The 23,126-nt window shown below is 38.4% G+C and carries 21 protein-coding genes; 6 read left to right on the top strand and 15 right to left on the bottom strand.

Annotated features, from left to right (window positions below):
• Positions 1-97: 97 nt before the first annotated feature.
• The gene (locus JN080_RS23320; protein WP_256238380.1) at positions 98-646 is read right to left on the bottom strand and encodes a hypothetical protein; all 549 of its coding nucleotides are present in this window, start codon (positions 644-646) and stop codon (positions 98-100) included.
• 461 nt (positions 647-1,107) lie between these two features.
• On the opposite strand from JN080_RS23320, the gene JN080_RS23315 reads away from it, so the two are divergent.
• The 3 genes from JN080_RS23315 to phaC all read left to right on the top strand — a co-directional run bounded on the left by JN080_RS23315 (position 1,108) and on the right by phaC (position 3,549).
• The gene (locus JN080_RS23315; protein WP_256238379.1) at positions 1,108-1,560 is read left to right on the top strand and encodes a poly(R)-hydroxyalkanoic acid synthase subunit PhaE; all 453 of its coding nucleotides are present in this window, start codon (positions 1,108-1,110) and stop codon (positions 1,558-1,560) included.
• A gap of 43 nt (positions 1,561-1,603) precedes the next feature.
• Positions 1,604-2,383, top strand: a complete 780-nt coding sequence (gene fabG / locus JN080_RS23310) for a 3-oxoacyl-[acyl-carrier-protein] reductase (protein WP_256238378.1) — start codon at positions 1,604-1,606, stop codon at positions 2,381-2,383.
• Between the two features lie 77 nt (positions 2,384-2,460).
• A complete protein-coding gene (gene phaC, locus JN080_RS23305; protein WP_256238377.1) occupies positions 2,461-3,549 on the top strand; it encodes a class III poly(R)-hydroxyalkanoic acid synthase subunit PhaC in 1,089 nt (362 codons plus the stop codon).
• Between the two features lie 238 nt (positions 3,550-3,787).
• On the opposite strand, the gene JN080_RS23300 is transcribed toward phaC, so the two are convergent.
• From JN080_RS23300 to JN080_RS23290, 3 genes are all read right to left on the bottom strand, one after another.
• Positions 3,788-5,029: a glutamate-5-semialdehyde dehydrogenase gene (locus tag JN080_RS23300; protein WP_256238376.1), complete on the bottom strand. Its 1,242-nt coding sequence runs from the start codon at positions 5,027-5,029 to the stop codon at positions 3,788-3,790.
• Positions 5,026-6,150, bottom strand: a complete 1,125-nt coding sequence (gene proB, locus JN080_RS23295) for a glutamate 5-kinase (protein ID WP_256238375.1) — start codon at positions 6,148-6,150, stop codon at positions 5,026-5,028. The genes JN080_RS23300 and proB overlap by 4 nt, the downstream gene beginning before the upstream one ends.
• A 363-nt stretch (positions 6,151-6,513) precedes the next feature.
• Positions 6,514-8,754 carry a DEAD/DEAH box helicase gene (locus JN080_RS23290; RefSeq protein ID WP_256238373.1) on the bottom strand — a complete coding sequence of 747 codons (2,241 nt, stop codon included), beginning with the start codon at positions 8,752-8,754 and terminating at the stop codon, positions 6,514-6,516.
• Between the two features lie 377 nt (positions 8,755-9,131).
• Between JN080_RS23290 and JN080_RS23285 the strand changes: the two genes are divergently transcribed.
• Positions 9,132-9,656 (top strand): hemerythrin domain-containing protein, encoded by a 525-nt coding sequence (locus tag JN080_RS23285; RefSeq protein ID WP_256238372.1) that lies wholly within the window; start codon positions 9,132-9,134, stop codon positions 9,654-9,656.
• 124 nt (positions 9,657-9,780) lie between these two features.
• Here the strand turns inward: JN080_RS23285 and JN080_RS23280 are convergent, their stop codons facing one another.
• From JN080_RS23280 to JN080_RS23235, 10 genes are all read right to left on the bottom strand, one after another.
• Positions 9,781-11,325: an acyl-CoA carboxylase subunit beta gene (locus JN080_RS23280; protein WP_256238371.1), complete on the bottom strand. Its 1,545-nt coding sequence runs from the start codon at positions 11,323-11,325 to the stop codon at positions 9,781-9,783.
• A 31-nt stretch (positions 11,326-11,356) separates the two neighbouring features.
• The gene (locus JN080_RS23275) at positions 11,357-12,139 is read right to left on the bottom strand and encodes an enoyl-CoA hydratase (protein WP_256238370.1); all 783 of its coding nucleotides are present in this window, start codon (positions 12,137-12,139) and stop codon (positions 11,357-11,359) included.
• 94 nt (positions 12,140-12,233) lie between these two features.
• Positions 12,234-12,446, bottom strand: a complete 213-nt coding sequence (locus JN080_RS23270) for an acetyl-CoA carboxylase biotin carboxyl carrier protein subunit (protein WP_256238369.1) — start codon at positions 12,444-12,446, stop codon at positions 12,234-12,236.
• Positions 12,447-12,486: 40 nt separating this feature from the next.
• Positions 12,487-13,824: an acetyl-CoA carboxylase biotin carboxylase subunit gene (locus JN080_RS23265; RefSeq protein WP_256238368.1), complete on the bottom strand. Its 1,338-nt coding sequence runs from the start codon at positions 13,822-13,824 to the stop codon at positions 12,487-12,489.
• Between the two features lie 53 nt (positions 13,825-13,877).
• The gene (locus tag JN080_RS23260) at positions 13,878-15,017 is read right to left on the bottom strand and encodes an acyl-CoA dehydrogenase (RefSeq protein WP_256238367.1); all 1,140 of its coding nucleotides are present in this window, start codon (positions 15,015-15,017) and stop codon (positions 13,878-13,880) included.
• Positions 15,018-15,387: 370 nt separating this feature from the next.
• The gene (locus JN080_RS23255) at positions 15,388-16,203 is read right to left on the bottom strand and encodes a uroporphyrinogen-III synthase (protein ID WP_256238366.1); all 816 of its coding nucleotides are present in this window, start codon (positions 16,201-16,203) and stop codon (positions 15,388-15,390) included.
• A 31-nt stretch (positions 16,204-16,234) separates the two neighbouring features.
• A complete protein-coding gene (gene spoIIP / locus JN080_RS23250; protein WP_256238365.1) occupies positions 16,235-17,383 on the bottom strand; it encodes a stage II sporulation protein P in 1,149 nt (382 codons plus the stop codon).
• 91 nt (positions 17,384-17,474) lie between these two features.
• Positions 17,475-18,416, bottom strand: coding sequence for a metal ABC transporter substrate-binding protein (locus JN080_RS23245; protein ID WP_256238364.1), 942 nt, complete (start codon positions 18,414-18,416; stop codon positions 17,475-17,477).
• Positions 18,417-18,945: 529 nt separating this feature from the next.
• Positions 18,946-20,094 (bottom strand): cell division protein FtsZ, encoded by a 1,149-nt coding sequence (ftsZ, locus tag JN080_RS23240; RefSeq protein ID WP_256238362.1) that lies wholly within the window; start codon positions 20,092-20,094, stop codon positions 18,946-18,948.
• 339 nt (positions 20,095-20,433) lie between these two features.
• Positions 20,434-21,381 carry a phosphotransferase gene (locus JN080_RS23235; RefSeq protein WP_256238361.1) on the bottom strand — a complete coding sequence of 316 codons (948 nt, stop codon included), beginning with the start codon at positions 21,379-21,381 and terminating at the stop codon, positions 20,434-20,436.
• A 323-nt stretch (positions 21,382-21,704) separates the two neighbouring features.
• On the opposite strand from JN080_RS23235, the gene JN080_RS23230 reads away from it, so the two are divergent.
• Positions 21,705-22,004, top strand: a complete 300-nt coding sequence (locus tag JN080_RS23230) for a hypothetical protein (protein ID WP_256238360.1) — start codon at positions 21,705-21,707, stop codon at positions 22,002-22,004.
• A 62-nt stretch (positions 22,005-22,066) separates the two neighbouring features.
• Here the strand turns inward: JN080_RS23230 and JN080_RS23225 are convergent, their stop codons facing one another.
• Complete coding sequence (locus JN080_RS23225) at positions 22,067-22,552, bottom strand: PaaI family thioesterase (protein WP_256238359.1); 486 nt, start codon at positions 22,550-22,552, stop codon at positions 22,067-22,069.
• A 257-nt stretch (positions 22,553-22,809) separates the two neighbouring features.
• Between JN080_RS23225 and JN080_RS23220 the strand changes: the two genes are divergently transcribed.
• Positions 22,810-23,094 carry a hypothetical protein gene (locus JN080_RS23220; RefSeq protein ID WP_256238358.1) on the top strand — a complete coding sequence of 95 codons (285 nt, stop codon included), beginning with the start codon at positions 22,810-22,812 and terminating at the stop codon, positions 23,092-23,094.
• Positions 23,095-23,126: the final 32 nt, after the last annotated feature.

Here is a 23,126-nt window from a genome sequence, read left to right as displayed (position 1 = left end):
GAAAAGGACTTCCCAAAATCAGGGAAGTCCAGCCGTAAAAAAGTTTATTCTTTTCAGCTTTGGCAAGAAAGTTCTCTTTGCTTTCTTTTTTAACGGCTTATTTTGCAATAAGAGGATTATATAGTTCAAAAGTTTTTAATACTCCAGATTGAGTTTGTTTCAATTGATCAACATATCCACCGATTGCATTTAGAACTTCAGCACGATTTTTTTGTTGTTGCTCAATTGCTTTCTTTAAAGCTGTTTCTAATTGAGCGTGTGATTTTGAAAGCAATTCAATTGTTGCTTTGCTTGGGCTAAATGCTAGGGTTTCAGCTTTGTGTCCAAATTCTTCAAACTTATCTGCCCATTCAGCTAAATTTTGAGTACCAAAATCTACTTGAGCTTTATTGAATACTTCCTGTAAGTTCGATTTCCATTCTGTTGTCAATTTTTTTGATTCTTCTTCCAGTTGTGAAAGTTGATCACGAGTTGATTGAATCCATTCTTTTTGACTTTCAAAAGCTTGCAATGATCTCTGTTCAGCACCGCTTTGCAGCGAGTTAAATGTTTTAAAGCTGTTAAACCAACCATCCCAAAAAACATCAATTACATTTAGTCCTTTTTCATCTACATTTAATCCTTTTTCATCTTTTTTCAATGCCATTTTAAAACCCTCCAAAAAATTTAGTTTAATTTATTAAGGTCAAAATATGACCTTTTGATAAAAATTTATACATTAAAGTATAAATTTTATTAAAAATGGTATGATGCTAGTTTTCTAATTTTCTTTTTTCTATCTTCCTTATAGGGAAGGAAATCGGGTGGTAAAAAGAATTGACAGTAAAGAATGAAATTTCAAGTCTTTTTCTATCACCTTCAACAAAATAATCCAACTTATATGTGTAATTTACACCTAGGTGCATTATATGTCAACCATGCAAATATCTTCATAAAAAGACAGAATAAGGAGAATTCGACAAATTTCAACCTTCCTTTTGTCGTTAATTGATGGAATTGTGTGAAATTTAACGGTTTTTTTATGTTGAAATAATGTCGAAATACTTTATTCTAAGTAATGTGAGAATTATTAAAATTCAAATAGAAACAATAAGGAGTTGGATAAGGGTGACTGAACAAAAGTATCTAGATCCATTTGCAGTCTGGAAAGGCATGTATGATAAAACAGAAGCAAAATGGAATGAAGCTATCCATGAGACCATGCAGAAGGAAGCTTTTTCTGAATGGTTGGGACAAGTCCAAAATGCTTATTTGCAGTATCAGCAATTCGTTCAAAAAACAACTGATAACTACTTAAAACAAGTTAATTTGCCTACACGTGATGAAATATCTAATGTAGCTTCATTAATAATTAATTTAGAAGAAAAAGTAGAGAACCTCGACCAAAAAATTGAGGATGAATTATTAGGAAATTCCTCTTCTGCTGAGATGAATAAACTGAAAACTAGTCTTGGTAAGTTAGATAAGAAATTAGACAGCATTTTAAAGGCTGTTCAGATTCCTTTTGAAACAATACCCGCTTCTCCAGCAGAAGATAACAAAAAGAATCCTAATACTTAAAAAATAAAGTTTAATAAATAATTTATGTGAGGAGAAATAATTAATGACGACTGTTGAAAAAAATCTTGTCCAAAACGAAGAAGTTTCTAACTTAAAAGGTAAAGTAGTAGTTGTTACAGGAAGCTCAAAAGGAATTGGAGCAACTATTGCTAAAGAATTAGCCAAACATGGAGCAAATGTTGTTGTAAACTACAACTCAAGTGCTGCAGGTGCTGAAAAGGTTGTTGAAGAAATTGAAGGACTAGGTGGTACGGCAATTGCTGTTAAAGCAAACGTATCAAATGTTGAAGATGCAAAAGTCTTAATTGAGCAAACGATCGCTCATTTTGGCAGAGTTGATATCCTTGTTAATAACGCTGGGATTACAAGAGATAAAACTTTCAAGAAAATGGACGAAAAAGCTTGGTATGAGGTTATTAATACCAACCTTAACAGTGTTTACCATACAACTTCTGCAGTTATTAATTCAATGCTTGAACAAAAATTTGGCCGTATCATCAACATTAGTTCAATCGTTGGTCAAGCAGGTGCTTTTGGACAAACGAACTACTCTGCTTCAAAAGCTGGGATTATCGGTTTTACAAAATCACTTGCATTAGAAACAGCAAAAAATGGGATCACAGTTAATGCAATCTGCCCTGGTTACATTTTAACAGAAATGACTGCTGAAATTCCTGATAATGTTATGGATCAAATTGTTTCTAAAATTCCGATGAAACGTTTAGGTACAACGACTGAGATTGCTGAAGCCGTAATTTTCCTAGCTAATGCTAATTATATTACAGGTCAATGCATAAATGTCAACGGCGGCGTATATATGTAATATATCAACGGGGATTCCTCACGGTCTCCCTGTTAGTTTTTGCTAGTTGATAGTTATTTGTTTGAAGGAGGATATTAATGGTTAACACATTTGATAAAGAATTAGAAAACTGGTTTAATTCGATGCCAGAGCCTGTTCAAAAAAACTACAACCGATTTAAAAAAGTAACCGATGTACTAACAAGACAACCTGAGCCACAGGTTGGTCAATCTCCAAAGGAAGTTATTTGGACAAAAAATAAAGCTAAGCTATACCGATATGTTTCACCTGTTGAGAAAACAAGCAAAATTCCATTGCTCATTGTTTATGCACTTATTAATAAACCATATATTTTGGATTTAACTCCTGGAAACAGTTTAATAGAATACCTCACCAATCAAGGTCATGACGTATTTCTATTGGATTGGGGAACCCCAGGCTATGAGGATCGTGACATGAAACTTGACGATTTTATCATGGATTACATTCCCCGCGCTGTTAAAAAGGTACTGCGAGCTTCGGGTGCTGAAGAAGTAAGTATGCTCGGCTATTGCATGGGCGGAACGATGACGTCTATTTTTGCCGCTCTTCACCCTGACCTTCCAATTCGTAACATTATCTTTTTAACAAGCCCATTTGATTTTTCTGATACTGGCTTATTTAGCAACTGGCTGGACGAGCGCTATTTTAATTTAGATAAAATGGTTGATACATTGGGCATTATCCCTGGTGAAGTGATTGATCTTGGAAATAAAATGTTAAAACCACTTGTCAATTACATCGGTCCATACATTTCTTTAGTAGATCGAGCAGAAAATGAAGGCTTCGTTAAGAGCTGGTCTTTAATGCAAAAATGGGTTGCTGATGGTATACCATTCCCAGGAGCTGCTTTTAGACAATGGATCGGAGAATTCTATCAACAAAACAAACTAATCAATGATGAATTATACATTCGAGGCAGACAAGTAAAGTTAAGCAATATTAAAGCAAATATATTAAATATTGCCGCACAGCGGGATCATATTGCTGCTCCTGAACAAGTTAAGCCGTTATTAGATAAGGTATCCAGTAAGGATAAAACATTTCACCTCATGCCTACAGGACATGTCTCCGTTGTTGTAGGTGGAACTGCTGTTAAGAAAACATATCCAACTATTGATCAATGGTTAACAGAACATACAAAATAAGATACTCTTATCCCCTTCGTTCAATCTTAATACGAAGGGGTTTTTTCTAATATAATTTATACAGATACTATATCCATATAGCACCTATACAGTAAAATGCCAATAAAGATAAAGAAAAAGACCCTATTCTGATCACTTAAGAAAGATCTGAATGGGTCTTTTATCTATAAATAAGGATGTATTAATTTTTGACTTTGGGAATATCGGCCGCTAAACGAGCGCTTACGCTGCTCGTTTTTTAATACCGTATTTGACCTGTTCCATAAACGATCGCTTTTGTTGTTGTTATTGCTCGAAGACCCATTGGTCCACGTGCATGAAGCTTTTGTGTACTGATCCCAATTTCAGCACCGTAGCCGAATTGCTCACCATCTGTAAAACGGGTCGAAGCATTATGATATAACACGGCAGCATCAACTGCTTGGAAGAATAAGTAAACATTTTTCTCGTTTTCACTAATAATCGCTTCTGAATGCTTGGTTCCATATTGGTCAATATGCCCAATCGCTTCTTCCACATTTCCAACAAGTTTAACTGCTAAGATTGGTGCTAAAAACTCCTTATACCAATCCTCTTCAGTTGCCTGGTTTACAAATGAATAGTCAGCGGCTAGTTTCTCATCACCTCGCAGTTCAACCCCCTTTTCATGAAGAGCTGTTACTAATTCAGTAATATATGGCCATTTTTCGTGGATCAAAACGGTTTCAGCTGCATTACAAACAGAGGGCCGGTGCAATTTGGCGTTAATAGCAATTTCGATCGCCATTTTTTCTTCTGCGCTTTCATCAATAAATACATGACAATTGCCCACCCCTGTTTCCAGAACTGGAACAGTTGCATTCTGAATCACTGTTTGAATTAATCCTGCTCCGCCTCTTGGTATCAAGACGTCTAAATATTGATTCAGCTTAAACATTTGTGATGCGGTTTCACGGCTTGTATCTTCTAACAACTGGATTGAGTCTGCAGGAATAGCCGTTTGATCTAGTGCTTCACGCATTACTTGAACGAGTGCTTTATTTGAATTGAGGGCAGATGTGCTTCCTCTAAGTAGCACAGCATTCCCTGCTTTTAAACAAAGACTTCCGGCATCAACAGTCACATTTGGGCGCGCTTCGTAAACCATTCCGATTACACCAAGCGGTACACGAATGGTTTGAATCCGTAAGCCATTTGGTCTCTCCCATGTTTCGATTGTTTCACCGATTGGATCCACTAATTTAATTAATTGCTGAATACCGTCTGCAATTTGCTCGATTCTCTCCTCTGTTAGCAATAGTCGATCTAATAAGGAATCAGATAACCCTTTCTCCTTTCCAGCTTGAATATCCTTTGCGTTTTCGGCTAAAATAAATTCCTTTTCACTAATAATATAGTCAGCCATTTTAGCCAAGGCTTCATTTTTTTTCTCTGAACTGAGCATTCCTAATGTTTTTGCTGCTTTTTTTAGTTTCTTAGCTTTATCTAACAGTTCACTCATTTCATCATTTCCTCCTTCGTCATTGCGACCCAATTATCACGATGAATCACTTCTGGCCGTTTATTTACAGAAAACCCTTTCGCCTGTTCGCTAGGTAAACCTTTTACTTTTTGTAAATCCTCTGCAGAATAATAAATTTGTCCTCTTCCAACTATTTGCCCTTTTGGATTGTGTACGACAACAACATCCATAGCGTTAAAGTCGCCGACTACCTTTGTAACACCCACAGGGAGCAAGCTTTTGCCATTTTGAACAATTGCTTTTTCAGCGCCTTCGTCAATTTCAATACTACCGTTAACATGTGAGTGATAAGCAATCCATTGCTTTTTCATTTGCATTTGGGCATGAAATGGACCGCCAATATAGGTTCCATCCCCTTTACCCTCTAAGATATCTGCAAGCTTTTGTTTGCCATGTCCAGTGCCGACAAATACACTAACCCCAAGAGACAATGCTTTTTGGGCTGCTAAAAGCTTAGATTTCATTCCGCCGGTTCCGACTGAAGACCCACTTTCACCTGCAATTCCAAGGAGTTCTTCAGAAATTTCCGGGATAAAGTGATACTTTTTGGCATCCTTTGAATGCTTTGGATTTCCATCATAAAGACCATTTACATCGGTCAAAATCATGAGTGCATTTGCATGTAAAAAACCACTCACAAGACTTGAGAGCATATCATTATCCCCAAATGTTAGCTCTTCAATTGATACTGAATCGTTTTCATTAATAATTGGAATAACGCCCTTTTGCAGCAATTCTGTCATTGCCGCGTGCAAATTATGAAACCGTTCCCGGCTATAAAAGTCTTCACGGGTTATTAATATTTGGGCGGGTACAATATTATATTCTTTAAATAGTAAAATATAATTTTGCATCAATAGTCCCTGACCAACAGCTGCTGCAGCTTGTTTACTGGCGGCTTTTTTAGGCCGTTTTGGATATCCGAGGGATCCAAAACCCGCTGCTACTGCCCCTGAAGAAATGAGAATAACGTCATGTCCCTGTTGTTTTAAGTAGGCAAGAGCCTCAACATGGTCGCGCATTTTTTGTTCTGATAAAGCCCCTGATTCAATTGTAAGGGAACTGCTGCCTATTTTAACAACAATAAGTTGTTTTTTCATATGAATCGTGCCTTCCTTTTATAAAATAAAAAACGATTTTTCCATCCTATAAAAGGACGGAAAAATCGTTCCGCGGTACCACCTTAATTGGTGCTAAGCACCCACTTTACCCCGTAACGCGGGAACACGGCTTATGTTTGCATAAGCGGTCTGCTTAGGGCAGGTTCAATCTTTTTTCCGTTAGGAACCTTCCAGCCGATGGGCTCCACTCTCTATCACGTTCCAAAGGTTTACTAATCCCATACCATTTCCGATATCATGATTTATCTGATATTATCCATGGAAAAAGGGTTTTTGTCAAGACTAACATAGGCAAATATAAAATGTTGTTATCAGACATAAGACTTCTCCCTCTCGTTTTTTTTATTCCACATTAAATTGATTTAATAAATATTCGCAAACCCGCTCTGAATGTAGTCTTGCTGCAATATAAGGCGGCCGAACACCTGTTGTCCCTTCTAATGGAAAACCAAGCCAGAGCAGTCGGTGATCAATCATAACAAATGGAAAAGAAGCGTTTATTTGTACCCTCCTATTGGGTTGAAGATCTTTCCAATGTTTTTCTGAAATAACAATTAATTTGGCTTTTTTCCTGCTTTTCAGCTGTTCCTTCCACTCGTCTGGAAGCATAGCTTGTCCCGGTAACGAAATAACAATCGATGAACGAGCCAATTCGATATCTCGAAAAACTGGGCCAAGCCTAAGCGCATGGATCCAGTATAATCTTGGGTGTTGATTGTGAATCCATGAACCAATTTCTTTTGTCCTAACTGTTTGTTTCTGTTTCTCTTGATGCTCAACGAGCTGTCTTAAAATCTTTCCTTGGTAGACATGGCGGCGTATAAAGGATGTATTACTGATGTGAATAAACTTTCCTTTTGTTCTTGTAATCGCAACATTAATGAGCCGCTCACTCTCCCTGCCTGTTAAAAGCATGCCGGCTCTTTCCAGTGGTTCACTATCTACCGTATCAAAGATCATGACATCCCGCTCGCTTCCTTGGAACCTGTGAACAGTTGCGGAAATAATATCTGCTGTTGATCGTTCTTTTTCATACAAATCATCTAACAGCATTTCCATTATATTCGCTTGGGCACGGTACGGTGTCACATATCCAATCGACCTGGCTCCACCAAGGTAGGCCTCGTGAATTAATTGAAAGGATAATAAGGCCTGCCATAAATTCATTCTGGAATTTGATGACTTCTCCGTCATACAATGAGCTCCCATATAGCTTGAATCTAAAAGAATAGCTGCACGATGAGGAAACGGTGGAAGTTCCACGATCCGATTTCGATTAGTAAAAACACTCTCGTGATCACCAACGAGAGAGTGATAAATGTATCGATTAGTAAAAGACGATATTTCAGGATGCATTCTTCTTTGTTCTTTTAATAAAAATAAATGGGGATGAAGCTTCCCTTCTTTGACAAAATCGACAACTCCTGATTTGTGAAAAATATCCTCCTTTAGCCATTTTGTTACCAGCAAATCGCGGGATGAAGCAATCGGCGGTAATTGTTTAAAATCACCACTAATAATGACCCGTTTTCCTAGCGTAGCAGCAAATGCGGCTTGTGGAACATAAGCCATGCTCGCTTCATCAAGTATGACAATATCGAAATCCTTTTCATAAATGGAAGGATCACTTGCAGCCTTTGCAAGTGTGGTCCCGATAATATAAGCATCTTTTAAAAACTGCAATTCCCACTTGTGAATTTTTTCCAACAGTCTAGCAATCTTTGTTTCAAGCTCAATTAAGTTGTTCGAATCCCGCTTACTAAAAGAATGGGCTAGGTCGGATTTCATTTTTGTTCTTTCCTCAACTAATATTTCTTTATTTTTCGCTAGAGCCGGGTCTTGCTTTTTAATAAGCTGGCTTGTGGAAATAGCCGCTTGACTCGTAAGTCCTTCGCTTATATTAGAGCCGTAACGTAAAATATCCCCCTCATGGAAATGTTCCTTCTTTTTAATAAACGTGGTTACTTCACTTAAAAGAACATCAACAGCTTGATTACTATGTGAGAGGATCAGAACCCGTTTTTCTTGAAAGTATTTGTTTGCGGCAACGCGGGCAAGTGTATAGGTTTTTCCTGTTCCTGGTGGGCCCCAGACAAATGTAACAGGATTATATTTTGATCTAAGTAGTAACTCGTGTACATTGCTTTTTATTTTATCCACAGGGTGTTTTGCGGGCATGGAAGGATCCATTAATTTTTTAATTCTTATCCGTTTTTGTTTTCTTCCTTTTATCTCATCAAATCGTTGAATAAGCTGTTCAAGCAGTTCCCAAGGATCGTGATATAACAGTGCCTCATGAATTAAATCTCCAAATGACTGCTCCAAAGCAATCATTACCCCTCTCCCTTCAGAGGAAACCACGCGGCCACTTTGTCTTACCTGTCCCCATTCAAGCCTCACAGAAGCCCCGATCGGAATTTTTAATGAAAAGGCAGTATCAAAATAATAGGTAAACGAATCATCGTTAGCAAGCAGCCTTCCATTTGTCACTTTGAATTTGTTGCTGCCATATTTTTTTAAATGGGCAATTTCCTTTTGAAGTGCCTGCTGCCACTCTTTTATATATGTTAATGTCGTTGTCATTTACCGACTTCCTTTTTTACATTAGTAAAAACTTGATTCATACCCAACTACAATCGCTACTAACAAAATAATTTTTGATCTTCCTTCATTATAAATAGGAAGTTCAGTGCAGCATAATATTATTCCTTGCAGATTGTCTCTTTTAATCATTGGTAATAATCTACTGTAGATTCTGATCCTAATCCTCCTATGATTCCATCCATTTTCATAAGAATTCTCCCTTATCTACTTAAACACGTTAATTAATCTAATGATATCATTTTTATCAAAAAACCGATTGTCCTTTCCACTGTATCGCAAAAGTGATAGGAGTCACAACATTTGCTGTTCTGCTCACGTTATACTAAATGTAGAAAATTTTTATGAGGTGAAGAAAAATGTCCAATAGTATGAACGCTCTCAGAAATATTCAGTCAGTTGAACTTTGCGCAGGACTTACACGTCTAAAAGAAGAACATGTTCCCCTATTAGAAAAAATAGACAGCATCCTGTTATTATCAGAGCAAATTGAAAATGAAGAAGACTCGCATAAGAGCTTTGCGGACTTGAAAAACCTGGTAGAGCTCTTTCAGTTGGAACTTAAGCCCCATTCACAGCGCGAAGAAGAGGGATTATTTCAATTGTTGGGGATATATATCGGTACTACTTCAGGTCCGGTTGTAGTCAATACAGATGAACACAAACAGGCAAGGGCTCTTTTAGGGGCTTTTCTTGAAAAAGCAGGAAATGATAAGCTTACATTAAGGGAAATAAAAGAATCCATAGAAGGCATCAGAAGCGCTGCCAATCTGTTAAAAAATCACTTTGCAAAAGAAGAGAACATCCTGTTCCCGAAGGCAGAAAGCCTGCTGTCAGAACAGGAAAAGGCAGAATTATATAGCAAAATGCAAGAAATTAACTAAAGAAGCAGATTCAAAAGCTGTTTTTAACGAGCTTTTGAATCTGCTTCGCCTTTTCAACCATTACAAAGCAACCTTAGAGTTTAACGTTTTTCACTGAATTAACCACCTTTTTTTAAATTATCGCTTACACCGGATAAACCGGATGCTTCCGTTCTGAAAAAATGACATACTTTGAGGAATACACCTCGAAACGTTTTATTAACTCGTCGCGCAGCGAATTGGCAGGGATCACTCCATCTATAATCATTTCAGACGCTAACCGATAGATATCTATATCCTGTTTGTATTCCTCGCGTTTTTCAGCAATAAAAGCAGTCCGCTCAGCCTCCGGTAATTGAGCAATCTTATTTGAATAAACGGCGTTTACAGCGGCCTCTGGTCCCATTACTGCAATTTGTGCCGAAGGCAAGGCTAGACAGCAGTCTGGTTCAAAGGCAGGGCCGGCCATCGCATATAGACCTGCGCCGTACGCCTTACGGACAATAACCGATATTTTCGGAACTGTTGCTTCAGCCATGGCGGAAATCATTTTTGCTCCATGGCGAATGATTCCGGCTCGCTCTACCTTTGTTCCTATCATAAACCCAGGGACATCAGTAAGAAACAGCAGTGGAATATGGAAGGCATCACAAAGATTAATAAATTTCGTGGCTTTATCGGCTGAATCATGGAAAAGCACGCCGCCCTTAAAACGTGGTTGATTGGCAATAATGCCAACGGGTTTTCCATTTATTCTCGACAATCCTGTAATTAATTCCTTTGCAAATAGTTTTTTAATTTCAAAAAAAGATCCTTCGTCAACAATTCGATCAATCAAGTCATGCATATTAAATGGGGTATTCTGATTATCCGGGATAAGATCTTCAATTGTTTTCTCGTAATTCTTAGGTGCAGCCGTTTCCAAAAGCGGCGGTTTTTCCGTGTAGTTTGCAGGAAAATATGCGAGGTAGGTTCGAGCCAGCCTAATCGCTTCTTCTTCATTTTTGGCTAGGACATCACCGCATCCAGAAACTGAGCAGTGCATGCGGGCACCGCCCATTTCCTCTAAAGTTACTTTTTCGCCAATTACCTCTTCCGCCATCCGCGGTGAACCAAGATACATGGAAGCATTCCCATCAACCATGATGACTATATCGCAAAATGCGGGTATGTAGGCTCCTCCTGCAGCTGAAGGCCCAAATAAAACACAAATCTGAGGGATTTTTCCAGATAATTTTACTTGATTGTAAAAAATCCGTCCTGCCCCGCGGCGTCCCGGAAACATTTCCACTTGATCTGTAATCCGGGCTCCAGCCGAATCGACAAGATAAATGAAAGGTACTCTTAATTTTTCTGCTGTTTCCTGGATGCGAATAATTTTTTCGACAGTGCGTGCTCCCCATGACCCGGCTTTTACTGTTGAATCGTTTGCCATGACGCATACCACTTGGCCATTAATTTTCCCCATCACTGTCACTACACCATCTGCTGGAAGTTCTTCCGCTATACAGTTTGCAAATAATGCATCCTCAAATTCAAACTCAGCGTCAAACAAACGCTTTAAACGGTCTCGAACAAACAGCTTTCCTTGTTCACTATTTTTTTGATGATATTTTGGTGCCCCTCCCTTATAAATACGTTCGGACAACACTTTTAATGTTTGTTCCTTCGAATTTACTTCTGTGGACATGTCTTTTCCTCCTTTTTCAAACTGCTTGCAGTTATTCCCCTTTATAAACAGGAATTCGTTTTTCTTTGAATGCTTGCAGTCCTTCCAGACGATCCTTTGTAGGAATCGTTATTTCATAGGCATTTTGTTCAATCGCCAGTCCTGTATTTAAATCAACATCAAGCCCTTTTTCAATTGCAAACTTTGCTTGTTTTACTGCGATAGGTCCATTTCTACCAATCTGTTGCGCAATTTCAAGTGCTTTTTCTAATACGGTTTCAGATGGTTGAATAAATTCAACTAGTCCGATCTCTTTCGCTTCCTGGGCAGCTATTCTTCTTGCCGTAAAAATGAGCTCTTTTGCTCTGCCTTTGCCAATTAATCGTGGCAGGCGCTGTGTACCGCCAGCTCCAGGAATGATTCCAAGTGAAGTTTCAGTTAGTCCAAACTTGGCTGTTTCTGAAGCAATTCGGATATCACAGGCTAATGCTAATTCTGTTCCACCGCCAAATGCTACCCCATTTACGGCTGCGATGACGGGCTGTGGCAGGGCCTCGATTTGATTAATGTTGTTGCGAATCATTGAAACCGCCCTGCGAACTGTTTGTAGATCCATTACGACCCGTTCTTTTAAATCAGCCCCTGCACAAAAGGCTTTTTCGCCAGCACCTGTAATAACCACGCAGCGCACGGAGGGATCAAACTTACAGGTATCAATTACTCCTTGAAGTTCTTTTAACATCTGTAATGAAAATGCATTGGCAGCTTGCGGACGATTGAGGGTTATAAGGGCAATTCCCTCCTCAAGTGTTGACATCAGCACCGTTTTCTCCATTTTTTTCTCCTTTCTCAAGTGGTTAGCTTCAGACAATTTTTCATGGTCATTTAAGGCGACTTCAAGCTTTCAACTTCCCTTCAACTCTAGTAATCTATTCTAAGACAATTAATACGTCCTCTTCATTCACAAAGTCACCTTCATTGATTTTAACTTCCTTGACCATCCCGCCAAAATCTACGGCGATTGGAATCTCCATTTTCATTGATTCGAGAATGACTACCTCTTGCCCTTCTTCCACCTGATCGCCTGGCTTTACGAGTACCTTCCATACATTTCCTGCCATTACCGCTACTACATTCGTCATCGATATTCCCTCCTCGTTTACTTTGAAATTTTTGTGTTTTTTACTGAAGATACTTTTCTACAAAATTTGTTGTTGTATCACCTGCTAAATAGGCAGGATGTTCCACGACTTTTCGCAGCATTGGGATATTTGTTTTGATTCCTTCGACTTCATATTGGCGTAATGCATTTTGAAGAAGGTCGATTGCCTCAATTCGGTTCTTCCCTTTTACCACAAGCTTGGCAATCATCGGATCGTAAAAAGGTGTAACAACTGATTGGTCACTAACCCCTAATTCGTGGCGAATTCCCTGCCCTTCTGGTAATACTAATTTCGTAATCTTACCCGGCGAAGGAAAGAATGTTTTTGGGTCTTCTGCGTAGATTCTGACTTCAATCGCATGCCCCTCTTTCTTGATGCCTGATTGAGTAAAAGCTAAGGGTTCACCTGCAGCAATTCGTAATTGCTCTCGAACTAAATCCAATCCGGTAATTTCTTCCGTAACAGGATGTTCAACCTGCAGGCGGGTATTCACTTCTAAAAAATAGAAATTCTTTTCCTTATCAACTAAAAATTCAACGGTTCCTGCATTATAGTACCCGATGGATTTAGCTGCCTTTACAGCAGTTTCTCCCATTTTTAAACGAGTCGCATCATCTAAAAATGGTGAAGGTGCCTCTTCGACGACTTTTTGATGGCGCCGTTGGATGGAGCATTCCCGCTCCCATAAATAAACGGTATTTCCCTGTGAATCTGCTAAAATTTGAATTTCAATATGCCGTGGATTTTCTACATATTTTTCAATAAACATTTCACCGTTACCGAAAAAGCTTTCGGCCCTCTTTTGGTTTCCTTCAAAGGCTTTGCGAATTTCTTCTTCGTTATGGACAATCTGCATGCCAATCCCCCCGCCTCCAGCGGAAGCTTTAAGCATCACAGGATAACCGATATTTTCTGCCACTGCTGCAGCCTCCTCAACATCTGCTAAGGGATGAAGGATCCCGGGGACGACCGGAACACCTGACGCATCCATCAATTTTCGAGCTTTAATTTTGTTTCCCATTTTAGAAATAACCTCTGGGGACGGACCAATGAAAGTAATCCCTTCCAGTTCACAGCGCTTTGCAAATTCAGCATTTTCCGAGAGAAGACCATAACCAGGGTGTATTGCTTCTGCTTTTGAAACGTTCGCGATTTCGATGATTTTTTCGATATTCAAGTAGCTCTCCACTACTTTTGAACCGCCAAGTAAATAGCTTTCATCGGCTTCTTTGACATGGAGGGCTTCTTTATCCGCCTCTGAATAAACAGCGACAGTACGTATGCCTAGTGATTTACAAGTCCGGAGTATTCGGGAGGCAATTTCTCCCCTGTTCGCGATCAATACCTTCTTGAACATTCCATTTCCCCCTTTATTGGTCAGCTATTGAACTAATTGGATGTTGGTTACCTTTAACAACCAATTTCGCGGGAAATCACCATTCGCTGGACTTCTGATGTACCTTCCCCTATTTCAAGAAGCTTCGCGTCACGGTAGAAACGTTCTACCTGGTATTCCCTCATATACCCATAACCACCATGAATTTGAATTGCCTGGTCACAAACTCGTGTACAGATTTCGGAGGCAAATAATTTTGCCATTGCTGCCTCTTTTTTAAATTTACGTCCCTGATCCTTTAACCATGCCGCTTTATAAACCATATTTCGTGCCAATTCAATGTACATAGCCATATCAGCAAGTTTAAATTGGATCGCTTGAAACTTTGAAAGGCTCTGGCCAAACTGTTTTCTTTCCTTCGCGTATTGAAGTGCTTTTTCGTAAGCACCTTGGGCAATTCCAACAGCCATAGCGCCAATCCCGATTCTTCCGCCATCAAGAGTGGCTAAAAACTGTTTAAAACCATTTCCTTCTACTCCAAGAAGATTTTCTTTTGGTACACTTACATTTTCAAGAATTAATTCCGTTGTATTGGAAGCATGAAGGCCCATTTTTTCATAATTACTTATAACGCTAAACCCGGGGGCTTCTGTCGATACAATAAACGAACTTATTCCGTTCGTACCTTTTGAACGATCGGTGACGGCTGTAATCGCGAGGTTTTTCGCATAGCTGGCATTCGTGATAAAACATTTAGAACCGGAAATTGTCCACTTATCACCATTAAGGGTAGCGGTTGTTTGTGTACCTCCTGCATCAGATCCAGCATTTGGTTCAGTTAGTCCAAACGCCCCTAAATATTCCCCTGTACAAATAGGGGTTAAATACAATACCTTTTGTTCATGTGTCCCAAACAAATTGATTGGAGCACCACCTAAGGAGATATGAGCAGAATAAGTTATACCAGTAGATCCACAAACCCTGCTTAATTCCTCTACAGCGGTGGCAAAGCTGACAGTATCTGCTCCTCCACCACCATATTGTTCAGGAAATGGTAGCCCCATGATGCCTAACTGGGCTAATTTAGTGAAAACCTCCCTTGGAAATTCTCCCTTTCGGTCTCTATCATCAGCCCCCGGAGCCACCTCTCCTTCGGCAAAATCACGAATCAACTTACGGATCATGGATTGTTCTTCTGTTAAATCAAAATTCATAAAACACACAACCTTTCATTTAAAAAAATAAATGGAGCATCAATTAATGAAGCGATATAATAAGATCCATTTCCAGGATCAAAATGAAACCACTTACATTTTATGATTTTCTTATAACTATAAATATTAAAAATTTGTTATCTATATGTTAATTGGATCGTTTGAAAATTAACTAAGTGTCTCAGAAACGGAAAAAGCTGGATTGAACTACCAGCCTGTAAGTTTATCCCTTGGTTCTAATAGCAAACAGCTGCTCAACATACACTTGGCTCTTACAATATATGAATATAAACAAAGAGTTCTCAAAGCTAAAAAAAGCAAAGCACCTCAATCAATTGAGATGCTTTGCTTTTTTTTGGGGAATGATTCATTAATCAGTCTGATTCTCATAGAAATGGGATAGCTCGATAATCATTGCACCCATTCGCTCATTTTCAGGTGTGACCAATCGCTCAACACCTTCTTCTTTTAAGGCTTCCGCTGTCACTTTTCCAACAGCCACAGCGATAGCTTTCTCGTGAAAACAGTTTAAGATGTCAGTTAGCTTGCCCTTTTCCCTCGCAAAGTTAAATAAAGAGCGGACCTGAACTGCTGTAGTAAAACAGACTGCATCGATTTCATTGTTTGCCATTTCATCGCATAAATTAGTAACCGTTTCAGATTCTGGAGCAATATGCTGGTACGGAAGGATTTTCAAAACCTCAGCCCCACGGTCTTCAAAAAACTTTGTTAAGGCAGGTGCTGTTTCGCCATGAAGCTGAATCATAACCCTTTTCCCTGAAAAGTCAACGTTTTCTAACCCACGAGTTAGCCCTTTTGTCGTCCCGTCTTCATCTACTGCAATTGGTTTTAAATCCCATTTTTTCAATGCAGCTAAAGTTTTATAGCCTCTTGAAGCGATTTGAGCATGACGTATGTTGTTAAGAAAAGCATCTTTAACTGCTAGTTTTTCTGCTAGATTGACAAGAGTTTCTAATCCAATACCTGTGGTAAACACGACCCAATCGGCACCATCATTGACAAACTTCAATAAATCGGGTTCAACCTCTTTTTCCGCCAAAAAGACCATTCCTTGGAGCGAACGCACAATGGGAATCCCACCTTGTTTTTCAATTAATGTGCTAATTTCTTCAATTTTTCGTGAACCGCCAATCGCTATTCGTTTTCCTTCTAAACCGTTTCCCATTCTTATTCACCTCTAATTTTTTCTCATATAATTAAAACTGCCCTGCACCCTTTAATTGCCAATAATATTCGCTAAACACGTTTGCAAATGCATCCATTGCATTTTGAAGTTCTTCCATGTTGTTATCGACCCCGCCTACTTCCATTAATAGTGCTCTTGGAGAAAGATCCTGATTATAGACTCCATTCCCCATACTCTTATCTTTAGAAAATACGCCGCGACTCAAGCCGGGATATTTCTTCTCAATGGCAGCGTGCAGTTGTTTAGCCAGTTCAAGATTTTGTTTAAAATTTGGATTTGCTTCACCAACTATGAAGACTAAACGGGCATAGTTCTTATTGTTTATCTTTATCGTTGTTTTGTCCTTTCTCAACGAATCACGATGGATATCAATCATAAATTTTAAGTCTGTGTCACTTGCCATCGCTTCTTTGACAAGCCCCCGCGAGAATTGATAGGCACTATTTGCATTCCAACCTTTATTCTGTAGCATTTGGGCAGCATTTACTGTGCTATGTTCGATGCCAATCCCTTTTGCTTCTAGATCATCAGCAAGATGGTCCCCTACACCAACAACATTGACCGAATTATTAGAACTTGTGGCATCATCCGGTGATTGAACCTGTTTAAGAAGCGGCAAATATGACTCCCAGCTGTGTGTATGATAGATGTACACCACTTTTTTTCCATTCGTTGTTTGTGCTGGCGGCTGTGATGATCGTTCTGTTGATTTACCTTTTAGTGCATCTTGGGCAATTTCTCTTTCTTTTAAGAGAACATCCATAGGCGGTGAGGATTCCATCGGTAAAGTAGTGATATTGGTACCTTCCCCGGCCACCTGAATTTTTGTATTGAAATCAGAAAATCCCGGCAGTTCTCTCGCAAAAAAGGTTCGAACGTCGTTTACTTTAAGATTGGTTGCTAATTGAAAACCTATTTTTGTTAACGGGATATCATTGACTTCTGGATTTTTTTGCGTAAAGTAGTTGTTTTCAAATCCATAAAAATACAAATATAGTTTATTCAAATCCGTCTTTTCAAGAACTGTCCCTACAGAATTAGAAGACATCGTCATCGAGAAAAAAGTTGTCATTCCTGCGATCAATAAAAAAACAATTAAAATCGACAAAAATGCACTATTGATCCGGACAAAAATGTTGATCTGCTTATTTTTTTTCATATAAGGCTGCCTCCTTCTATTAATAGTTATGCAAACTAGAAAATAGATAGAAGTAACCTTTATCTCTTTTTAGCAGATATTAATTGCTAGATTAGTTATTCGTTTGAAATAAAGCTTTTTTTAGGGCGTTTAAATTACTTTTCATAACACCCAGATAGTCTAAGCCTTGTTTCTGATCCTCGGCTGTTAGGCCTTCAAGTGGATTTAAAACTTCAGTTTTCGCACCAATTTCATTCGCCAATGTGGTGGCAACCTTTGAAGAGGTAAGTCCTTCAAAATAGATAATTTTAATATGTTTTTCTTTCGTTATTTTCGCTAATTCTGCTAGTTTGCCCAGAGTAGGTTCAACGTCAGGGGATAGACCTGCGATCGGGATTTGTGTTAATCCATATTGTTTGGCTAAATAGCTAAAGGCAGCGTGTTGGGTAACAAATTCCTTTTTTGGAGCTTTATCAATTGTTTCTTTATATAATTGATCTAAATCAGTAAGCTTTGCTTTAAATGCCACTGCGTTTTTTTCATATTGGTCACTGTTTTTAGGATCTTTTTGTTTTAGAGCACCTGCGATTTCATCAACCTCTTGTTTTGCCAAAACAGGTGAAAGCCATACATGAGGGTCCTTAGTTGATTGACTGCTCTTTTGTCCTTCCAGACCATTAGCATCCATAAGCTTGATCTTACTTGAAGCCTCAACCACTTTTAGATGGGATGTATCGAGACTTTTAAGTACTTTCCCCGTCCATGTTTCAAAGTAACGGCTATTATAGATAAATACATCAGCATCCTGCATTTTTGCCATATCCTTTGCTGTTGGTTCCCAATCGTGAGGTTCTACTCCATTTGGGATTAACAGGGTGACGTTTGCTATTGTTCCTGCCACTTGTTTCGTAAAATAATACATTGGATAAAAGGTGGTAATAATTTCTAGCTTTTTGGGGCCGTTCCCATCATTCTTCCCTTGGGTTTGATTTCCGTTAGTACAACCCGTTAGGATTAATAGAAATATAATGAATGTCCACAATAATTTTCTCACTAGTCTCTTCCCTTCAACTTATTGCTTTAAGATTAATTGTTTTTAAACAAAATAAATATTTTTGTAGAAAGTACGGTTCAAATCGTAATTATTACGAATGGTATCATATCTTGTTTGATGGGTAAAGTCAATCTCTTTTAAATCACTGGTTCACACTAGGTAAGTGATCTGTTGCAGTTAAGAAAAGTGTAGAATACTAGTTTGAATGTCTATTCAAGCTTCAGGACTGAGCGCATGGTTGCCAAGAACAAAACAAGGGTGAAATAAGTAGAAAAAGAAAGGGAACTAGAAATTCTGCCATCTAGTTCCCCTACTTGCATTTGTGCAAATATTATTAAAATCCAACCAAAACTTTCTAGATCAAGATTTAATATCAGGTTATTTTTTATTGAGGATCGTATGCAAAGTTGCTAATCTCATTTTAATAGACTCACCCATTTAATTTTTAAAAACAACGGAAAGAAAGACCCGGGTTTATATCCCTTTTCCGTCTACCATAAGGAATCAGAAAGTAGAAGGGAAAACTTCCTTATCTTCGTCTATTTCGTCTGCGAAAAAACGCTGGTATATCAAGAGAGTCCTCCAATTGGTTTGTTTGGCGTTCAGAATCTTGAACTGGTGCCTCTTCAATTTTCGGATTATGCTGCCTTCTCCGTTCCTTTTGAATTGGATTAGACCATTCCTCCAGTGTCGGTTGGGAAATTGTTTCTGAAATAGGCGACTCATCCTCGATAAATCCGGTTGCAATGACAGTTACGATAATTTCATCTTTTAAGTCTTCGTTAATGATTGAACCAAAGATCATATTTAAATCCTCATGAGCAGCAGAGGCAACGATATTTGCCGCCTCCTGTACTTCAAAAAGGCTTAAATTCCTACCGCCGGTGATGTTCATCAGCACACCTTGAGCCCCATTAATGGAAGTTTCCAGTAACGGACTGTTAATTGCTTTCTGTGCAGCTTCAATTGCACGGTCTGAACCTTTGGCGATGCCAATTCCCATTAGGGCTGTTCCTTTATTAGACATGACCGTTTTCACATCTGCAAAATCAAGATTAATTAAACCAGGAACCGCAATTAAATCAGAAATCCCCTGTACACCTTGGCGCAGAACATTATCCGCTTCACGGAATGCTTCAAGCATAGGCGTATTCCTATTAACAATTTCCAATAAGCGGTCATTAGGTATAATAATTAAGGTGTCGACCGCTTTTCTCATTGCTTCAATTCCTTTTTCCGCATTTGCTGCCCGCTTCCTGCCCTCAAATTTAAACGGACGGGTAACAACGCCGATCGTCAAAGCACCCAGCTTTTGGGCGATCTCCGCTATCGCGGGTGCTGCCCCCGTACCTGTACCTCCTCCCATTCCAGCCGTAACAAAAACCATGTCTGCCCCTTGTAGCACTTCTTGGATCTGGCGTTTGCTTTCTTCTACTGCTTTTTTACCTATTTCCGGATTTGCTCCTGCACCTAAGCCTCTTGTTAATGTAGCACCGATTTGCATCGTGATCCCCGCCCTGGATTGCTTAAGCGCCTGCGCATCTGTATTGACCGAAATAAATTCTACACCTTCTACTCCATCTTCAACCATCCGGTTCACAGCATTGTTACCCCCACCGCCAACCCCGATGACCTTTATGGCCGCAAATTGATCAAAATTAGTATCAAATTCCAACATATTATTCCTCCAACATAACAAACTGATTTTATCCAAATAAAAGAGTACCTATAGAGATTATGCAAAAATCCCGTCAGTACCTTTACATCCTGGAAAGACAAGAAACACTTTTTCAAACATCTTAATATTTTCCCCTAAGTCTATTATTTCGACAAAAAAATTTGAAATTCCTATTTATTTGTCAAACTGTAAGTTTCGTCATTTTCTCGAAATATTTGTAATGAAAAATTACTACTTTTGAAACTTTTCCTCTTCCAATAATGGCATAGATTTAACTGCTTCGTTTCATTTGGAAAAAAATAGAACAGTGCGTAAAGGTGGTAGGTACTTTCCACGAAGTCAGAGCTCCTCAATACAATGAAAAAGACTTGCTGCTGTTTCAAAGAGCTGGTTTCTTAAAATTTCTTCCGGCCATCTGTCGTCTTTTCGCTTCAAATCACCTTCGATAAGCATGATCATCCACAAGGAGAAAGTTGCAGAAAACAAATAATATTCATTTTTAAAATTTTCTCGATTTGTCTCAATCCCATATGTACTTGCTTGATCATAGTATTCGGTAAGAATTTTATTTCTCAATTCACTTGTAACCGTTTTTGAGTGTAAAGGATGTGAAAGATCGATTAAATGATATAAATCCCAAAACCGTGTATTTAAATGAGCGTATTCCCAATCGATGATTACTAACTTGTTTTGAGAAGTTCCGTAATTACCCAGGTGAAGATCACCGTGAGACAATACAAGCGTTTTTGAAAAAATCTTTTTTTCAAGCAGCAAAAACAACTTGCTCATTGTCTTTTTTGGCAGGTTAAGATTTGTTACTGTTTCAATTACCTTGTCTTTGCTTCGAAACAGTTCGGCTTTTATCGTTTCAATTTTTGGTTTTGGCCCGTTTAATTGTGCATCCTTCCATCCATCTATTGGAAGTGAATGCCACCAGACCATTTGTTTGGTCACATTTTTGAGAATTTCTAATGTGAATTCGTGTTTAATAGGACCTAGATCCGAATAAACGATCCAACTATTTTCCGGTCTATTGACTGATGATTTTGCGATTATCTTAGGATAGAAATCTGGAAATACAGATAAGATATTTTCTTGGACCCAAACTTCCTTACCGATTTGTTCGTCGTTGGTTAACGGCTTAAAAATAAAGCTTTCATTAGGAGTGATAAAAAATCTTTCGATCACTTTTCCATTCGTTCCTGTATATAAAGGTTCTCTTTTTAAAATGACCATTTCATTTAATTGCCCATTTTCAAGTACAATATTACCTTGCCATTCAATCATTACACACATGCCTGCTTTCAATAATAACTGTATATTCTTGTTTACATCTTCTCTTTCTTACATCAACAGCATTATAGTATAATTGCATAATTTTTTAAAAAATACTGCTCAAAGAGAGCCTAATTCCTTTGAATGCGCTAACCTTAATAAAGCATATAAATATCAATATCAAATGAATTCGCATAAACTCTACTTTAAATGGTCACAGAGCATGTTATACACGATTGGCTTTAAAAAAATTTTTTAAAATGATTATTTGAAATTTATCACTTTGGAAATACTGTAATGGATTGATTAGAAATTTAACATGAGGAGGTGTTGACATGACAAATGAAAACCAATTTTCAGATTTCATAAATGAAGTTTCATTACAGACTAAGATAGAAAACATTTGGAGCAATACATGTGGTTCATGGGAAAATTGTAATGAAACAACGATTCAGTCATTCTTATCTCAATGTGATGAGTATAACTTAGACCCACAGTATGGTATGAGCTGGGTGGAACAACATAAAGAGAAAATCCCAAATTGGATAGCTGTTTCTGAAGCATCCCTTGGCTGGATAAATCAACACACGTCAACCGGATCACCGTACACTGCTTCAGATGAAAATTTAAGCTAAAAGAGAGCTGAAGGGCTCTCTTTACTGAAGTGTTGTAACAAACAAAAAAATAGATACATAATTTAGTTCTTTTGAACGAAAGTGCTTGGCATGACAACAGCAACAACCTCGCCTCGTGCACAAACAACACCATTAGCAAATACCTCAGTCTCTACTCTCCATTTTTTCGGATGAATCTCATACACGGCTCCAATCGCTTTCAATGGTACCCCATGTGGTGTTGGCTTAACATAGTCTACATGCAAAGAAGCTGTTACAAATCGAGGAGGTTCAGATCCATCGCCATTCATATGTCCATTTTTTCGATGCAACGCAAGTGAAGCTGAACCTGTTCCGTGACAATCAATTAATGACGCAATAATCCCCCCATATACAAAACCAGGTAATGCTGTGTGTTCTGGTTGGGGTGTAAAAATGGTCAATGTCTGATCCCCTTGCCACCCCGTTCGTAAATGGTGGCCCTTTTCATTTAAACGGCCGCATCCATAGCACCATGAAAAATCATCCGGATAGTCGTCTTGAATCGCTTCTACTACCTTCTCCTCCAATATCTTACACCTCTTTTTTTCAGAATATTATAACATATTATTCCGATAAATGGTGAGCATAGGACATTTATTCAAATTTGCTAAGAAAATCAATTTAAAGGTTTTTTTCAATTATAAAAAATTAATTCGTTTGCTTAGACAGATGGCCCGAATTAGACATTTATCTCTTTTAAAAAAATCCACTGCTGCCTATTTAAAAGTCCATTCAATTTATCAAGAACTGCATTAAATAAGATAAGAAAGGAGTGTTGACATACATGAGCAGACAAGGACAAAATTTCAATACATTTGCACATGGTCTTTTAAACAAAGAGGTCGAAGTAATTACATCTGAAGGTACTTATACCGGTACACTTGTTTATGTTGGATCCGATACCATTATTCTACAGTCAAGGATTAGAGGTCGCTCAGTACGCTTAGCTATTCGCATTGCATTAATTGTTGCCTTATTCAGATTAACTACAAACCAAAGAGGGCTTTGGTCAGGCCCTTCAGAATCCGGCAATGAATCCAGTGACAATGTAAGAGGCGGAGGATTTTAAAAAAAAGGCACAATCCGTAATATGGATTGTGC

Origin of the sequence: Bacillus sp. EB600, from assembly GCF_024494385.1 — a bacterium.
Lineage (GTDB): Bacteria > Bacillota > Bacilli > Bacillales > Cytobacillaceae > JAEVLT01.
This window is presented reverse-complemented; position numbering and strand designations above follow the sequence as displayed.

Coding starts and splice junctions, on each gene's coding strand:
- JN080_RS23320 (WP_256238380.1), bottom strand. CDS start 646: ATGGCATTGAAAAAAGATGAAAAAGGATTAAATGTAGATGAAAAAGGA.
- fabG (WP_256238378.1), top strand. CDS start 1,604: ATGACGACTGTTGAAAAAAATCTTGTCCAAAACGAAGAAGTTTCTAAC.
- phaC (WP_256238377.1), top strand. CDS start 2,461: ATGGTTAACACATTTGATAAAGAATTAGAAAACTGGTTTAATTCGATG.
- JN080_RS23300 (WP_256238376.1), bottom strand. CDS start 5,029: ATGAGTGAACTGTTAGATAAAGCTAAGAAACTAAAAAAAGCAGCAAAA.
- proB (WP_256238375.1), bottom strand. CDS start 6,150: ATGAAAAAACAACTTATTGTTGTTAAAATAGGCAGCAGTTCCCTTACA.
- JN080_RS23290 (WP_256238373.1), bottom strand. CDS start 8,754: ATGACAACGACATTAACATATATAAAAGAGTGGCAGCAGGCACTTCAA.
- JN080_RS23285 (WP_256238372.1), top strand. CDS start 9,132: ATGTCCAATAGTATGAACGCTCTCAGAAATATTCAGTCAGTTGAACTT.
- JN080_RS23280 (WP_256238371.1), bottom strand. CDS start 11,325: ATGTCCACAGAAGTAAATTCGAAGGAACAAACATTAAAAGTGTTGTCC.
- JN080_RS23275 (WP_256238370.1), bottom strand. CDS start 12,139: ATGGAGAAAACGGTGCTGATGTCAACACTTGAGGAGGGAATTGCCCTT.
- JN080_RS23270 (WP_256238369.1), bottom strand. CDS start 12,446: ATGACGAATGTAGTAGCGGTAATGGCAGGAAATGTATGGAAGGTACTC.
- JN080_RS23265 (WP_256238368.1), bottom strand. CDS start 13,824: ATGTTCAAGAAGGTATTGATCGCGAACAGGGGAGAAATTGCCTCCCGA.
- JN080_RS23260 (WP_256238367.1), bottom strand. CDS start 15,017: ATGAATTTTGATTTAACAGAAGAACAATCCATGATCCGTAAGTTGATT.
- JN080_RS23255 (WP_256238366.1), bottom strand. CDS start 16,203: ATGGGAAACGGTTTAGAAGGAAAACGAATAGCGATTGGCGGTTCACGA.
- spoIIP (WP_256238365.1), bottom strand. CDS start 17,383: ATGAAAAAAAATAAGCAGATCAACATTTTTGTCCGGATCAATAGTGCA.
- ftsZ (WP_256238362.1), bottom strand. CDS start 20,094: ATGTTGGAATTTGATACTAATTTTGATCAATTTGCGGCCATAAAGGTC.
- JN080_RS23235 (WP_256238361.1), bottom strand. CDS start 21,381: ATGATTGAATGGCAAGGTAATATTGTACTTGAAAATGGGCAATTAAAT.
- JN080_RS23230 (WP_256238360.1), top strand. CDS start 21,705: ATGACAAATGAAAACCAATTTTCAGATTTCATAAATGAAGTTTCATTA.
- JN080_RS23220 (WP_256238358.1), top strand. CDS start 22,810: ATGAGCAGACAAGGACAAAATTTCAATACATTTGCACATGGTCTTTTA.